The sequence below is a fragment of the Geodermatophilus pulveris genome (assembly GCF_900188375.1).
Lineage (GTDB): Bacteria > Actinomycetota > Actinomycetes > Mycobacteriales > Geodermatophilaceae > Geodermatophilus > Geodermatophilus pulveris.
This window is the reverse complement of record NZ_FZOO01000003.1, coordinates 429055-442654: the sequence shown is the minus strand read 5'-3', so window position 1 is coordinate 442654 and position 13600 is coordinate 429055. Positions and strand designations below refer to the sequence as shown.

Sequence of the window (13600 nt, the reverse complement as noted above, 5' to 3'; positions counted from 1 at the left end):
GTCCGCACATGAGGGTGCACCTGGCCTACGGCGAGCACGGCCTCCCCGTCGACCTGCCGGACGACCGGACGACCGTCGTCGAGCCCCGCTACGTGCCCGGCGCCCCGGACCCCATGGCGGTCCTCCGGTCCGCCCTGCGCGAGCCCGTGGCCGGGCCGCCGCTGCGCGACATCGTCCGGCCGGGCCAGAAGGTGGCCATCTCCGTCTGCGACGGCACCCGCGCCCAGCCGCGCGACCTCATGGTCCCGGCCGTGCTCGACGAGATCGCCGGCATCGTCGACCCGGACGACGTGCTGATCCTGATCGCCACCGGCACGCACCGCGGCAACACCGACGCCGAGATCCGGGCCATGCTCGGCGACGTCGTCGACCGGGTCCGGGTGGTCAACCACGACGCCCGCGACGACGCGTCCCTGGTCTGGATGGGCACCCACGGCAACGGCGTCCCCGTGTGGCTCGACCGCCACTGGGTCGACGCCGACGTCCGGATCACCACCGGCTTCGTCGAGCCGCACTTCTTCGCCGGGTTCAGCGGCGGCCCGAAGCTCGCGGTCCCCGGCCTGGCCGGCCTGGAGACCGTGCTCACCCTGCACGACGCCGAGCGGATCGGCTCCCCGCAGGCCGTCTGGGGGATCTGCGAGGGCAACCCCGTGCACGACGACATCCGCGCGGTGGTGGCGGCGGTCGGGGGCGTCCACTTCGGCTTCGACGTCACGCTCAACCGGGACCAGCAGGTGGTGGGCGCGTTCGGCGGGGAGCTGTTCGCCATGCACGCCGCGGCCCGCGAGGCGGCCCGGGAGCTGGCGATGGCGCCGGTGCCCGAGCGCTTCGACGTCGTGGTCACGACCAACTCCGGCTTCCCGCTGGACCAGAACCTCTACCAGGCCGTGAAGGGCATCTCCGCGGCGGCGACGGTGGTCCGGGACGGCGGCGCGATCATCTGCGCCGCCGAGTGCCGGGACGGCTTCCCCGACCACGGCTCCTACCGGGAGGTGCTCCAGTCCGCGGACTCCCCGCAGGCGCTGCTCGACATGATCGAGAACCGGCCGAAGACCGTGCCCGACCAGTGGCAGGTCCAGGTGCAGGCCAAGGTGCAGAGCCGGGCCCGGGTGATCATGCACACCGCCCACCTCTCCGACGAGGCGCTCGCGGCCGCGCACCTGGAGCAGACCCGCGACATCGGGGCCACGGTGCGCGAGCTGCTCGACGCGGCGGGGCCGGACGCCCGGGTGTGCGTGCTGCCCGAGGGGCCGCAGACCATCCCGTACGTGGCCTCCGAGCTCCTCGCCGACGTCGGCTGAGGTGCCGCACGTGTCCGTGACGGCGCTGCAGCCGGACGACCGCCGGGCGGTGGACGCGCTGCAGCAGTCGCTGGCCGGCACGGCGCGGCTGGGGGTCGCCTTCTCCGGCGGGGTGGACTCCTCGGTGCTGCTGGCGCTCGCCGCCGACGCGCTGGGCCCCGGCCGGGTCCTCGCGCTGCTCGGGGTCTCCCCCAGCCTGGCCGCCGACGAGCGGGAGGCGGCGCACCGGGTCGCCGCGCACGTCGGGGTGCCCGTGGTGGAGGTCGAGACCGCCGAGGGCGACCGGCCCGAGTACCGGCGCAACGGGCCCGACCGGTGCTTCCACTGCAAGGACGAGCTGTTCGCCCGCATCTCCTCCGACGTCGTGTCCCGGTACGGCCTGACCGCGGTGGCCTACGGGGAGAACGCGGACGACGCCCGGCGCCCGGACCGCCCCGGCGCCCGCGCGGCCACCGCGCACGCCGTGCTGCGCCCGCTGGCCGACGCCGGCCTGGACAAGGCGGCGGTGCGGCGGGTCGCCCGCGCCTACGCCCTGCCGTGCGCGGACAAGCCCGCGGCCCCCTGCCTGGCCTCCCGCATCCCGCACCACAGCGAGGTGTCCCCCGAGAAGCTGGCGCAGGTGGAGCGCGCCGAGGCGGGGCTGCGGCGGCTCGGGCTGGCCGACCTGCGAGTGCGCCACCACGGGGCCGTCGCCCGGCTGGAGGTCGCCGTCGAGGACCTCCCCGCGCTGGTCTCGGACCCCCTCCGGGAGCAGGCGCTGCAGGTGGTGCGGGCGGCCGGCTTCCGGTTCCTCGCCGTGGACCTCGCCGGCATCCAGTCCGGCGCCTTCACCCTGCCGCTGGTGGGCGTCCGCGAGGGGTGAACCCGCCAGAGCGGTCAGGGCGGCTCTTCTACCCGGCTGCCGGGGCGAGCCGGACGCCAGGGCCCCGGTGGGGAGAAGTTCCCCCACCGGGGCCCGGCGCCCTATGGGCGACGGCTCACAACGCCAACGACACGCAGGCCGCCTCGACGAAGTCGTTCTCGACCACGAGGTCGGCGCAGAGCCGGCCGGCGGGGAGGTCCCGCTCGTATTTCATGACTCGGTCCCCGGTCCTGCTGCAGCCGCGGGACGAACCGACGTCGGTCTCCTCCACGCCCTGCGCCGGGTCGAGGGGCGTGAACCTGAAGTCGATCCGCCAGTTGCAACTCACGGTGACGCCCTCGAAACCGGCCTGGACGCCAGTGACGTGCAGACCGGTGCCGTAGGCGTTGATGCTGACGGTGCCCCTGGGCACGGGCGCGCTGATTGGCCCCACGCCGACGGAGACATCAGGGATCGGGAGACTCGCCGTGTTCCGGCGGATGTTCGTCGGCGCACCGAGCCAATTCGCCTGCCGGGAGTCGCGCAACGCCTCCTCGTAGGGCGTCCCGCGATAGTCGTTGGTCGCGTCGTGCAGCAGCCACCGGTCAGGGCCCGGACCCGCCGGCGATGGCGGCGCCTCCGGCGTTGCGGCCCCGGTCCGCGGCCCGTCGCATTCCGGAGCCACCCGGCCGTTCCGCCCCGTGTGGACGTAGGCGTCACTGACGTACCGGTTTGGACCGATCCGGTCCCAGAGCGAGGTTGGCGCGAAGTACCCGTCGGAAACCATGTCCCCCTCGGTCTGGCACTCGATCCGCACCGGCTGGCCGTCCTGGAGCCGCCCTACCTCCTCCCCACCCCTCCCCGGCCGGTCGCGGACGATCAGAGACGCGCCGTGGGTCTGCACGGTCGGCTGGGCGGTGGCGTTGGCGGCGCCGCTGCCCCCGACGCCGAGGACGACGGCGCCGGCCGTGCTCAGGACGGCGACGGCGCCTCCGAGCGCTGTGAGCTTGGTGCGGTCCATGGTCGCTCCTCGTTCGACCCATCGGTCCGCCGGTCGGCGCCGCTCTGGGCTGCATCGATGCTGTCCGCCGTGGACTGCCCGCGGCATCCGCCCACGGGTGTGGACGGGACCGCCCACCGGGTGGCCACACCCCTCCCTGGCGGGGGGTCCCCGGCTCGCGTGCAGCCGCCTACCCTGGCGGCGGGGGAGGTCCGATGGACGTCGAAGGACCGCGCAGCGTCGGCACAGCTCCGGCGGCTGCGGCGGGACCCACGGTCCCAGCCGGACCGCCGGTGGACGACGACGTTCTCTGTTTCCGGGACGGGGACGGCGCGGCTCGCCGCTTCGTGCTCAGGGGGTCAGCCGGACGTCTCCTCCTCGGACGCAGCTCCCGTTGTGACCTCGCCCTCACGTGGGACGACGAGGTGTCACGCGCCCACGCCGTGCTCGAACGCGTCGGCGAGGACTGGCTGCTGGCGGATGACGGGTTGTCACGCAACGGGACCCATGTCAACGGAGAGCGACTCAGCGGGGGACGACGGCTGCGACACGAGGACCGCCTGCGCCTGGGTGGCACGGTGCTCACCTACCGGCGTGCGTCGCCGGCCGAGACGGAAGCGACCGCGGTCGGTGGCGGCACCGTCAAGATCAGCGAGGCGCAGCGGCTGGTCCTGCGGGCGCTGTGCGGGCCGCTGCTCGAGGGTGCCGTCGTCCCGGCGACGAATCGGGAGATCGCCCAACGCCTGCAGTTGGCGGAGGACACGGTCAAGGAGCACCTCAAGGAGCTGTTCCGCCGGTTCCGACTCGATGACGCCCGCCCGAACGAGAAACGGCAGCGCCTCGCCACCCGCGCTCGCGACCTCGGCCTGATGTGAACGCCGGTCGTGTCCCGACGGTCAGAGGACCCGCGTGGCGTTCGCGTCGGATAGCCCTGCCCTGGTAGGGCTCGCCGGCAGCTCATCGACAGTCCTGACCAGCAGTTTGCGTGTGCACCGCGGTGCGGGCACCACTACGAGCGGGGCAATCCATGACTGATGGTGGACGGGCACTCGGTAGTCGCTACCTGCTGCACACCTGCATCGGCCGGGGAGCGGCCGGGGAGGTGTGGTCGGCGACCAGCCGTGACACCGACCGGCCCCTCGCGGCCAAGCTCCTGCGACCCGAGTTCGCCACCGATCCAGAGGTCCGGATGCGCTTCGAGCACGAGGCGTCCCGACAGGCCACGCTCGATCACCCGGGCATCGTGCGCGTCCGGGACGTGGTGCGAGAAGGAGCGGTGCTGGCGCTGGTGATGGACAGGGTGGACGGTCCCGACCTCCGGGCACACCTAGCCGAGCAGCGGACGCTGTCGCCTGGAACGGCCTGCCGCATCGTCGGGCAGGTCGCCGCGGCGGCCGCCGCGGCGCATGCCGCGGGCATCGTGCACCGGGACCTGAAACCGGAGAACGTGCTGCTCGAACGCGATGGGCGCGGTACGAACGCCCGAATCGTCGACTTCGGAGTGTCCCGCGCCCTGACCGGCCCCGCCCTCACGCGCGCCTCCCAGGTGCCGGGGACCCCCGCCTACCTGGCTCCCGAACTGCTCGCCGGCCGGCCCGCCGGTACCGCAGCGGACGTCTACGCCTTGGGGGTCCTGCTCGCCGAGGTCCTCGTCGGACGCCGGCCGACGCCTGACGAGCGAACGCTCCTGGGCGCCCGCCGGGGTCGGCTGGTCGGACCGTACGCGGCCGTCCCCGAGCCGGCCGGCCGACTGCTCCTGGACTGCCTCGCGAGTGCTCCCCAGCAGCGCCCGTCGGCGGCTCAGCTCGCGGCCCGCCTTGCGCACGCCGCTGAGGAACTCGACGGCCTCCCCGCGCTGCCGCCCGCAGCGAGCCCCGACATCGCGGCGATCCTGGCGGAAAGCACCAGTGGCCGGACCGCCGGTGCTCGGCGGCGAGGGCGGTCGGCGGTGGTCTCCGGGGCCGGCTGGACGCGCCTGCGCATGTACGGCACGTGGGTCGGTGTCGCGGCCCTGGCCTTCGTGCTGCTCGCCGCCAGCCTGGCGGCCCCCACACTGCTCGACCGGTCCGCCCAGGACGTCGGCAAGCAGGCGCGGCCTGGTCTGGCCCCGGGCACCGAGGAGGCGCCGGAGACGGCTGAACCCGTGTCAGCTGCACCCGACGGCGGCCTGGCCGTGCCAAGTCCCTCGTCACCGGAGACCGACCGGCCCGGCGGTACCCCGACCACTCCCGAGGAGGGCCCACCCGTCCGACCCGGCGGAGACGAGGACGCCGGCCCGTCAGAGGACGGTCCGGGCGGCGTAGTCCGCGAGAGCTCGCCGCCGCCTCTGATCTCGTCCGGCACGACGGCCCCGACGGGACCGGGAGGTGGGGGAGCCGGCGGAGCTGCCGGCAGCAGCGCGCCGGGCAGCACGGCCCGGGCGCCGGATCCCCCGCCGGCGACCGCACCCGCCTCACCGGTGTGCCCGGGCCCGGGCTGCGAGGGGCAGAGCCCCTATGGTCCGGCCCGGTGCCACGAGGGGCACGAGAACCTGATCGACCCGGTGGAGATCCGGGCATCCAACGGTGACCTGATCGGGAGCCTGCAACTCGTCGGCTCCGCCCGCTGTGGCACCAGGTGGGCGAAGATCGCGACCGCCGATCACGCCGACCGGCGCATGACCGTCACCCTGGACCCCGGTGCCGGCGAGGAACTCCGAAACGAGGGAGTCGACGACTTCCTGTACACGCGGATGACGTCGGACGGTCCCGGGATCTGCAGCAGCATCCGGGGATCGATCACCACTCGAGACGGCTCCCACACCTGGTGGACCGAGGTCCACTCCGACTGTTAGGCCGCCCGTCCTCGGCAGCCCGACGGCGGCCCCGTCCCGACCTGCTCGGCGCCGCACTGCCGGCCGCGGCCGTGAGGGCACTGTCCCTGGCCGTCGTGCCGGGCAATCCTGCGCCCAACGCCTGGCTACCGCCGGCCTCGACGTGGTGCTCGTGACACGCCGGGCCGACCTGCTGGCCGCGCTCGCCAAGCGGCTGCACGCCGAGCACGGCGTGCAGACCCGGGAACTGCCCGTCGACCTGGCCGCACCGTCCGGCCCGAGGCAGGTGGCCGAGCAGACCGCGGACCCCGACGTGGGCCTGCTGGTACAGGCGGCGGAGTCCGGCTTGGCGGGGCACTTCCTGAACGCCGACCTGGCCGAGCATCTGGAGTTGCTGGAGGCGAACTGCCGGGCAGTGCTGGACCCGGCGCACCGGTTCGCGCCCCGGCTCACCGGACGCCTCACGGGTGGCGGGATGGTGCTGTTCGGCTCGCTGGTGGCCGCCACGGAGCGCCGGGGGCGGCCCACTACGGCGTCACGGGCCCACTACGGCGTCACGGGCTCACTCCGGCTCGACGGGCAGGCCGAGCCGCCGGAACAGGTCGTCGTCCAGGTCGAGGAAGCTGGAGATGTGCGCGACCCGCCCGTCACGCACCTCCAGCACGTGCAGCGCCCACGGCGCGAACCCGCCGCCGGGCACGGGCCGCCACTGGGCCAGCGCCGGGGCGCCGTTGGCGGTGGTCGCGAGCACGCGGGAGCCCCGGCACCCCGCACCCGGACCGAGCATCCAGGTGCCGATGTCGTCGCGGCCGCGCAGCCACATCTCGAACGGCGGCATGTGCTGGGTGGCGTCCTCGTGCAGCAGCGCCACCAGCCCGTCGACGTCGTAGCGCTCGAAGGCGTCGACGTAGCGGGACAGCAGCGCCCGGTGGTCGTCGTCCAGCGGCTCGCTGTCGGCGTCCGCGCCGACGGCGGCCATCGTGGCCCGCGCCCGCTGCAGCGCGCTGTTCACCGACGCCACGGTGCTGTCCAGCAGCGAGGCGACCTCGTCGGCCCTCCAGCGCAGCACCTCGCGCAGCAGCAGCACGGCCCGCTGCCGCGGCGGCAGGTGCTGCAGCGCGGCGACGAACGCCAGCCGGATCGACTCCCGCTGCACGGCCTGCTCGGCCGGGTCGGCGTCCTCGGCGACGACCATCCGGTCCAGCACCGGCTCCACCCACGCCGCCCCCGGCCGGCGGGCCGCCAGCGAGGCCTCCACCGGCCGCCACGGCTGGCCGGACAGGTCCATCGGCAGCGCGCGGCGCTGCCGGCCGGAGAGCTGGTCGAGGCAGACGTTGGTGGCGATCCGGTACAGCCACGAGCGCAGCGCCGAGCGGCCCTCGAAGTCCCCCAGGCCGCGCCAGGCCCGCACCATCGTCTCCTGCACCGCGTCGTCGGCGTCGAAGGACGACCCGAGCATCCGGTAGCAGTAGCCGGTCAGCTCCCGCCGGTGCTCCAGCAACCGGGGGTCCAGCTCGTCGGTCAGCAGGGTCGTCACGGGTCCTCCTCGGCGTGCGGCCGCGCCAGCAGACCACAGGACACCGACACGACGGGAGACGCGGGGCCTCGATCGGGCTACTGGTAGCTGACCAGGTCCGGGCGCGGCTCGACCTCGACCGTCTGCTCGGGGGTGAGCACCGGCAGGTCCTCGTCGTAGAAGTTCTTCCACCCCCAGGCGACCTCGTCCGGCTCGGTCTGCCGCAGCACCCGCCAGGTGTCCTGCTTGGCCGGCTGGGAGCCCTGCCCGTCGACGTGCACCATGATCTCCAGCTCGTCGCGGGAGGTGTCCAGCCGCTCCCGCTCCGGGATCATCCGCACCTGGAACTGGTGCAGGACCAGCAGCTTCTGCGGCAGCGCGTTCTCCCGGGTCAGGTCGGCCAGCCAGGTGACCACCTCGTTGACCTCGTCGATCGACACCTGGCCGATCTGCCGCAGGTGCACCTGGTCGGGCTTGAGCCGCCACTCCGGGTCCAGCGCCAGCCCGACGTGGGGCAGCTCCAGCAGCGGGCGGTACTGCTCGGCCTGGGTGCGGAAGTCGGTGCGGCCCGGCTGCAGGTCCAGGACGACGTACAGCCCGGCCTCCCCCGCCGCCTCGACCCACGGGCGCACGTCCTCGACGGACTGCTCGGTGGAGTAGTTGCCGTCCGGCCCCGCGGCCGACGACGCCACCGTCACGATGATCTCGAAGGCCGGGACGACGGGGACGTCGACCAGCTCCTCGTACGGGGCCGCCGTGCTCCGCGCCCGCTCGATCGACTCCTCCAGGCCCTGCTCGCCGAGGACGCCGAGCGCCGGGCCCTCCGTGCTGCCGTAGAGCGCGATCATCATCCGCCCGGGGAACAGCAGCTGGCCGCCGCCGGGCAGCTGCGCGCCGCTGGCCGCGGCGTCCAGCTTCCACTCCAGGCCCTCCTCGGCGCCGAACCCGGCGCCCAGCGCCACGACCGTCTCCGGCTGCTGCTCGCCGAGCAGCTCCACCAGCTCGGTGGAGCCGCGGGGGTCGGTGGCGTCGGTGAGCTGCACCCGCGCCCCGGCCGCCCGGGCGGTCGCCAGGCCGGCGACGGCCTCCGGCCCGCCGGTGCTCACCACGACCGTGCCGTCCAGCGGCTCGGCCCGCTCCACGGCGGGCAGCTCCCCCGGGTCCTCGCCCGCGGGCGGCTCGGCGGCGTCCCCGGCCACCAGGGCGGCCGGCTGCTCCGGGTCCAGCTCCGCGACGGCGGCGGCCTCCGCCCCGCCGTCCACCTGCTGCGCCTCGCCGAGCTCCAGGCCGGTGGCCGCGGCGACGGCGTCCGGGTCGGCGGGGACGGCGACCACCTCGGGCCCACCGTCACCGGGGACCTCCGCCTCTCCGACGGCCAGCACCGTCGCCGTCCCCAGCCGCTCCAGCTCGGCGGTCAGCGCGTCGGCGGACCCGTTGCCGCCCGGCTCGAGCAGCAGCGGGACGCCGAGGCCGGTGGCGGCCGAGGCGCCCAGCAGGGTGCCGGCCGCGTCGCCGTCGCGGGCGACCACGGCGACGTCCGCGGTGTCGAACAGCGCCCGGCTGGTCGAGGCCGCCGAGGCGACCGGGTCGTCGTCGGCGACCAGGGTGAGCCGGGCGTCGGGCGCGGAGGTGCTCACCCCGGCGGCCTCCGCCTCGGCCTCCTCGCCGGAGGCCCCGCCGCAGCCGCCGGCCAGCAGGACCACGGCCAGGGCGATCGGCACCGTCGGAGAGCGCACAGCTCCCTCCCCCCGCCGGGCACACGGTCGTGGGACACGACGGCGTGGAGGCGCCCGGCTCCCCGCGACCCTAACCAGGTCCCGCACCGGACCCGCGTCCCGGAACCCGGTCGCCGCCGTCCCCGCCCGCCGGGTAGACAGCTCCGGTGACCGACATCGCCGACCGGCTGCGCCCCGCCACGGCCGAGGAGTGGCCCGCCTTCAGCCGCGCGTTCTTCACCGTGTTCGGCGAGGACCCGCCGGCGTCCTTCGTCGACTCCGTCCCCGCCCACGCCGAGCTGGACCGCTCGCTCGGGCTGTGGGACGGCGACCGGGTCGTGGCGACGGCGGGCATCTACAGCCGGGAGCTGACCACGCCGGGCGCCGTCGTCCCGTGTGCCGGCGTGACCTGGGTGAGCGTCGCGCCCACCCACCGCCGCCGGGGCGTGCTGACCGCGCTGATGCGCCGCCAGCTCACCGAGCTGCACGAGCAGGAGCGGGAGCCGGTGGCGGCGCTGTGGGCCTCGGAGTCCTCGATCTACGGCCGGTTCGGCTACGCGCCCGCCACCTGGCGCGGCGGCCTCTCCGGCGACGCGGCCCGGCTGGCCCTGCGGCCGGACGTCGACCTCGGCACCGGGCGGGTCGACCAGGTGGGCGTCGAGGAGTTCCGGGCGGCGGCGGTGGGCCTGCACGACCGGCTGCGCCGGACCGTGCCGGGCAACCTGACGCGGACCGCGCCGTGGTGGGACCGCGGCCTGCGTGACGAGGCAGACCAGCGGCGCGGCGCCTCGGAGCGGCGGTTCCTGCTGCACACCGAGCCGGACGGCGCGGTCACCGGCTACGCCTCCTTCCGGGTGCGCGCGGCGTGGACCGACGACGGGGAGCCCGACGGCACCCTGGACGTCGAGGAGGTGCGCGGCCTGACCCCGCCCGCGTACGCCGCGCTGTGGCGGTTCCTGCTGTCGGTGGACCTGGTGCGCACGGTGCGGGCCGGGTCCGCCCCGCCGGACGACGCGCTGCGGCACCTGCTGGCCGAGCCGCGGGCGCTGCACTCCCGGCCGTTCGACGCGCTGTGGGTGCGCCTGGTCGACGTCGGCCGGGCCCTGGCTGCCCGCCGCTACCCGGCCCGGCTCAACCTGGTGCTCGAGGTGCGCGACCGGTTCTGCCCGTGGAACGACGGCCGATGGTCGCTCGTCGGCCACCCGGCCGGCGCCTTCTGCGCGCCGACCGACGCCGACCCCGACCTGGTGCTCGACGTCGAGGCGCTGGCGGCGGCCTGGCTGGGCGGGGTGTCGCTGGCGACGCTGCAGGCGGCCGGGCGGGTCACCGAGGTGAGCCCGGGGGCGGTGACCCAGGCCGCGACCGCGTTCCGCTGGCCGGTGACCCCCTGGTGCCCCGACCACTTCTGAGACGACCCCCTCGCCCCACCGCTCGCACGCTCGCGGCGGGACCCTGCGAGGGGGCCGCGGCGCGGGCCCTGCAGCGAGGCCGCCTCAGTGCTCTCCTCCGCAGCAGGGGTGGGAGTCGGCCTGCTCGAAGGGGCAGACCTCGCCGTCGTCCCACGGCGTGACCGGCAGCTGCACCCGCCCGCCGGCCAGCCGCAGCCGCACGTAGCCGTTGGTCCGCAGCACCAGGGCGGGGTCGTCGGGCATGTCCACCCGCAGCACCTCCTCGACCACCGTCGTCGGCACGACGTCGGCCAGCGGCAGCAGCGCGGGCAGCTCGTCCTGCCCGGGGAAGCGCAGCACCCGGCCCTCCGTGCGGTCGCGGTGCGCGGCGGCCGACGCCGCCGCGTGCCCGCGGTGCTCGGCCGGGCCGCCGGCGTGCTCCACGCCGCCGTCCCCGACCACCGCCCAGCCGTGCTCCTCCCCCACTGCGGCGGCCACCAGCCCGGCGGCGGCCGCCGCGTCGGCGGTGGCGGCGAGCGACCCGGCGTGGTGCCCGCCGGTGGGCGCGCGGACGACGTGGGTGGCCACCCACGGAGCCCCGCCGAGGGCCGCGCCGAGACCGAGCACCCGGTGCTCGACCTCGGCGCGGGCCCGCAGCGAGGAGCCGTCCGGGCCGCAGACGGCGACCCAGCAGCCCACCGACGCGTCCCGGCTCAGGACACCCGGACGAAGACCGGGTTGCTGTAGGACCACAGGTCCAGCCACGGGTCGCTGTTGCCCACGGGATCCTGGCGGGGCTCGATGCTGCCGGGGGCGCTGACGTTGCCGTCGGTGCCGCGCAGCCGCAGGTAGAACGGCTCCTCGACCCGGCGGAACAGGTGCTCGACGACGATGTCGTCGGTCCCGCCGACCTCGTAGGACCCGACCACCTCGGTGCCCGGCGCGGTGAGGGTGTCGGGGTCGGCCGCGGGCCCGGTCATCGGCCCGGCGATGACGTCGACCCGGCGCAGCCGCGGGAGGTCGCCGTTGGCGTTGGGCGTGCGGCGCGGGCGGATGCGCACCGTCAGCCGCACGTCCTCGCCGCGGCGCACCCGCACCTGCTCGCCGAGGGAGGCCCGCGTGGTGCCGGCGCTCGGCCCCGGCGACGGTGACCTCCAGGCCGTCGGTGAGGTCGCCGTGCCCGACCCACACCCGGCCGGCGCGCATCGCGTCCATCACCGCGCGGAACGAGCGGTGGCGGGCGCCGACCCAGGTGCGCGAGTAGTGACCGGGCCAGAAGTCGCCGCGGTCGTGGAGCGGGGTGCCGCCGGAGACCGGGTCGCCGTAGCGGCCGGTGGTGTCGAAGTACTCGCGGGTGTCCTGGCCCGGCGGGCGGATGCGGTCGTCGCCCCACACGGTGTGCGAGTCGGAGTTGGCGGTGATGAACCAGGTGCGGCCCTCGGCCAGCAGCGAGTCCCACAGCCCGCCGACGGTGGCGGTCATCCAGTCGAACCCGCCGAAGGTCCGGTAGGACTCCAGCGGGTAGCCCGGGAAGCTCTCCGGACCGGGCTCGCCGGCGTAGTAGCCGCGGGCCTCCCCCGGCCCGCCGGGCAGCGGGATGGACGCCGCCTGGTGGCCGGGCGCGCCCTCCATGCCGATGGCCACCCGCGGGTCGGCCGACTGCCAGGCCCGGATCTCGTGCGGGCTGTCGATGCCCCGCCGGGCGGGGTGGTTGGCGAGGAACAGCGCGCTCGGGGTGCGCCCGGACAGCATCTGCCGGCCCAGCCACCGGATGCCGGCCACCGCGTGCGCCTCGTTGGCCGGCGTGCCGGCGCTGGTGCCGGTGACGGTGCCGTCGAACTGCTGCTCGAACTCCTGCAGCACGGCCAGCTCGTCGTCGTTCGGGGCGACGAACACGGTGCCGTGCTCGGCGGCCGGGATGTTCCACTCCAGGCCCTGGAACACCAGCACGTCCGGCAGCGCGGCGCGGGCGGCCCGGATGTCGGGGTTGGTGAGCTCCACGCCGATGCGGGCGTGCGCGTCGGTGCCGTGGTCGGTGATCACCATCCAGTCGGTGCCGTACCGGCGGGCCTCCTCGACCTGGGGAACAGCCGGGCGAGCGTGGCGGCGGCCGGCCCGGTCGGCGGGGACCAGTGCAGCGCCAGGGCGACGGCGACGTCGTGGGCGTGCAGCAGCGCCTCCGCGCACCCCATCGCGGCGAAGCCGGAGGCGTCCGGCCGGCCGTCCGGGTGCCAGCCGCGCTCGTCCGGCGGGGACGCGTCGACCACCCGGGCCAGCACCTCGCCCCAGGCACCCAGGTCGGCCACGAGGGTGGGCAGGTCGGCCCCGGGGCGGCGGACCTGGTCGGCGGCGCTCACCTCGGCCGGACCGGCCACCAGGTCGTGCGCGTACCAGGCCAGCGACCCGGCGACGTGCGCGACCACGCCGGCCACCGAGGTCCCGAGCGCGGGCACCTCGGCCGCACCGTCGCCCACCCGGCCGAGCAGCCCCCGCGCGGCGGCGACCGCGGCCCGGACGTCGTCGCCGGTCACGTCTCCGCGCGGGTGGGCAGCCCGCCGGCGGGGCGGTGCCGGTTCTGCTCGTAGTCGGTGACCAGCCCGATCCGGCGGGCGTGCCGCTCCTCGCCGCTGAACGGCGTCGCGAGGAAGTGCAGCACCAGCTCGGTGGCCTCCTCGACGCCGTGCTGGCGGGCGCCGATCGCGACCACGTTGGCGTCGTTGTGCTGGCGGGCGAGCTCCGCGGTCGACCGGTTCCACACCAGCGCCGCGCGCACCCCGGGCACCTTGTTGGCCGCGATCTGCTCCCCGTTGCCCGAGCCGCCGATGACCACGCCGAGGCTGCCGGGCTCGACCACCGTCCGCTCGCCCACCTCGAAGCAGAACGGCGGGTAGTCGTCCTCGGCGTCGTACCCGAACGCCCCGCAGTCGACCGGCTCGTGACCGGCGTCGGCCAGCGCCTGCTTGAGGTGGTCCTTGAACTCCAGGCCCGCGTGGTCCGTGCCGACGAAGACGCGCATGGCGGGGAGTC

11 protein-coding genes and 1 pseudogene are annotated in these 13600 nt (G+C 75.6%); 6 read left to right on the top strand and 6 right to left on the bottom strand.

From position 1 onward, the window contains the following. Nucleotides 1-8 precede the first annotated feature (8 nt). Together larA and larE are read left to right on the top strand one after the other, a co-directional pair. Nucleotides 9-1301 (top strand): nickel-dependent lactate racemase, encoded by a 1293-nt coding sequence (gene larA / locus CHB98_RS08840; protein ID WP_089305196.1) that lies wholly within the window; start codon nucleotides 9-11, stop codon nucleotides 1299-1301. Between the two features lie 10 nt (nucleotides 1302-1311). Then, complete coding sequence (larE, locus tag CHB98_RS08835) at nucleotides 1312-2163, top strand: ATP-dependent sacrificial sulfur transferase LarE (RefSeq protein WP_089305306.1); 852 nt, start codon at nucleotides 1312-1314, stop codon at nucleotides 2161-2163. A 115-nt stretch (nucleotides 2164-2278) separates the two neighbouring features. On the opposite strand, the gene CHB98_RS08830 is transcribed toward larE, so the two are convergent. Next, entirely contained in the window at nucleotides 2279-3163 is an 885-nt protein-coding gene (locus CHB98_RS08830) for a hypothetical protein (RefSeq protein ID WP_089305195.1), read from the bottom strand. A 272-nt stretch (nucleotides 3164-3435) separates the two neighbouring features. On the opposite strand from CHB98_RS08830, the gene CHB98_RS08825 reads away from it, so the two are divergent. From CHB98_RS08825 to CHB98_RS23015, 3 genes and pseudogenes are all read left to right on the top strand, one after another. Continuing rightward, the gene (locus CHB98_RS08825; protein WP_179224336.1) at nucleotides 3436-4017 is read left to right on the top strand and encodes an FHA domain-containing protein; all 582 of its coding nucleotides are present in this window, start codon (nucleotides 3436-3438) and stop codon (nucleotides 4015-4017) included. Nucleotides 4018-4169: 152 nt separating this feature from the next. Then, nucleotides 4170-5975, top strand: coding sequence for a serine/threonine-protein kinase (locus CHB98_RS08820; protein WP_089305193.1), 1806 nt, complete (start codon nucleotides 4170-4172; stop codon nucleotides 5973-5975). Nucleotides 5976-6087: 112 nt separating this feature from the next. Next, nucleotides 6088-6447 (top strand): annotated as a pseudogene (locus tag CHB98_RS23015) (SDR family NAD(P)-dependent oxidoreductase); the annotation flags it as partial. Nucleotides 6448-6516: 69 nt separating this feature from the next. Here the strand turns inward: CHB98_RS23015 and CHB98_RS08815 are convergent. Together CHB98_RS08815 and CHB98_RS08810 are read right to left on the bottom strand one after the other, a co-directional pair. Next, entirely contained in the window at nucleotides 6517-7491 is a 975-nt protein-coding gene (locus CHB98_RS08815; protein ID WP_089305192.1) for a sigma-70 family RNA polymerase sigma factor, read from the bottom strand. A 77-nt stretch (nucleotides 7492-7568) separates the two neighbouring features. Beyond that, nucleotides 7569-9206 (bottom strand): MDR/zinc-dependent alcohol dehydrogenase-like family protein, encoded by a 1638-nt coding sequence (locus CHB98_RS08810; protein WP_089305191.1) that lies wholly within the window; start codon nucleotides 9204-9206, stop codon nucleotides 7569-7571. Between the two features lie 146 nt (nucleotides 9207-9352). Here CHB98_RS08810 and CHB98_RS08805 point away from each other — a divergent pair, with 146 nt between their 5' ends. Further along, entirely contained in the window at nucleotides 9353-10594 is a 1242-nt protein-coding gene (locus tag CHB98_RS08805; RefSeq protein WP_089305190.1) for a GNAT family N-acetyltransferase, read from the top strand. An 84-nt stretch (nucleotides 10595-10678) separates the two neighbouring features. On the opposite strand, the gene CHB98_RS21565 is transcribed toward CHB98_RS08805, so the two are convergent. Genes CHB98_RS21565 through CHB98_RS08785 form a run of 3 tightly spaced genes read right to left on the bottom strand, consistent with a single transcriptional unit; the run spans nucleotide 10679 to nucleotide 13589 of the window. After that, nucleotides 10679-12619 (bottom strand): hypothetical protein, encoded by a 1941-nt coding sequence (locus tag CHB98_RS21565; RefSeq protein WP_179224332.1) that lies wholly within the window; start codon nucleotides 12617-12619, stop codon nucleotides 10679-10681. Continuing rightward, nucleotides 12613-13104 carry a maleylpyruvate isomerase N-terminal domain-containing protein gene (locus tag CHB98_RS21560; protein ID WP_089305187.1) on the bottom strand — a complete coding sequence of 164 codons (492 nt, stop codon included), beginning with the start codon at nucleotides 13102-13104 and terminating at the stop codon, nucleotides 12613-12615. The genes CHB98_RS21565 and CHB98_RS21560 overlap by 7 nt, the downstream gene beginning before the upstream one ends. Continuing rightward, entirely contained in the window at nucleotides 13101-13589 is a 489-nt protein-coding gene (locus CHB98_RS08785) for a ribose-5-phosphate isomerase (RefSeq protein ID WP_089305186.1), read from the bottom strand. The genes CHB98_RS21560 and CHB98_RS08785 overlap by 4 nt, the downstream gene beginning before the upstream one ends. Nucleotides 13590-13600 lie beyond the last annotated feature (11 nt).

Bases quoted from the DNA above. Each gene is read 5' to 3' on its own strand.
- larA (WP_089305196.1), top strand. From the start codon at position 9: ATGAGGGTGCACCTGGCCTACGGCGAGCACGGCCTCCCCGTCGACCTG.
- CHB98_RS08830 (WP_089305195.1), bottom strand. From the start codon at position 3,163: ATGGACCGCACCAAGCTCACAGCGCTCGGAGGCGCCGTCGCCGTCCTG.
- CHB98_RS08820 (WP_089305193.1), top strand. From the start codon at position 4,170: ATGACTGATGGTGGACGGGCACTCGGTAGTCGCTACCTGCTGCACACC.
- CHB98_RS21565 (WP_179224332.1), bottom strand. From the start codon at position 12,619: ATGGTGATCACCGACCACGGCACCGACGCGCACGCCCGCATCGGCGTG.
- CHB98_RS08785 (WP_089305186.1), bottom strand. From the start codon at position 13,589: ATGCGCGTCTTCGTCGGCACGGACCACGCGGGCCTGGAGTTCAAGGAC.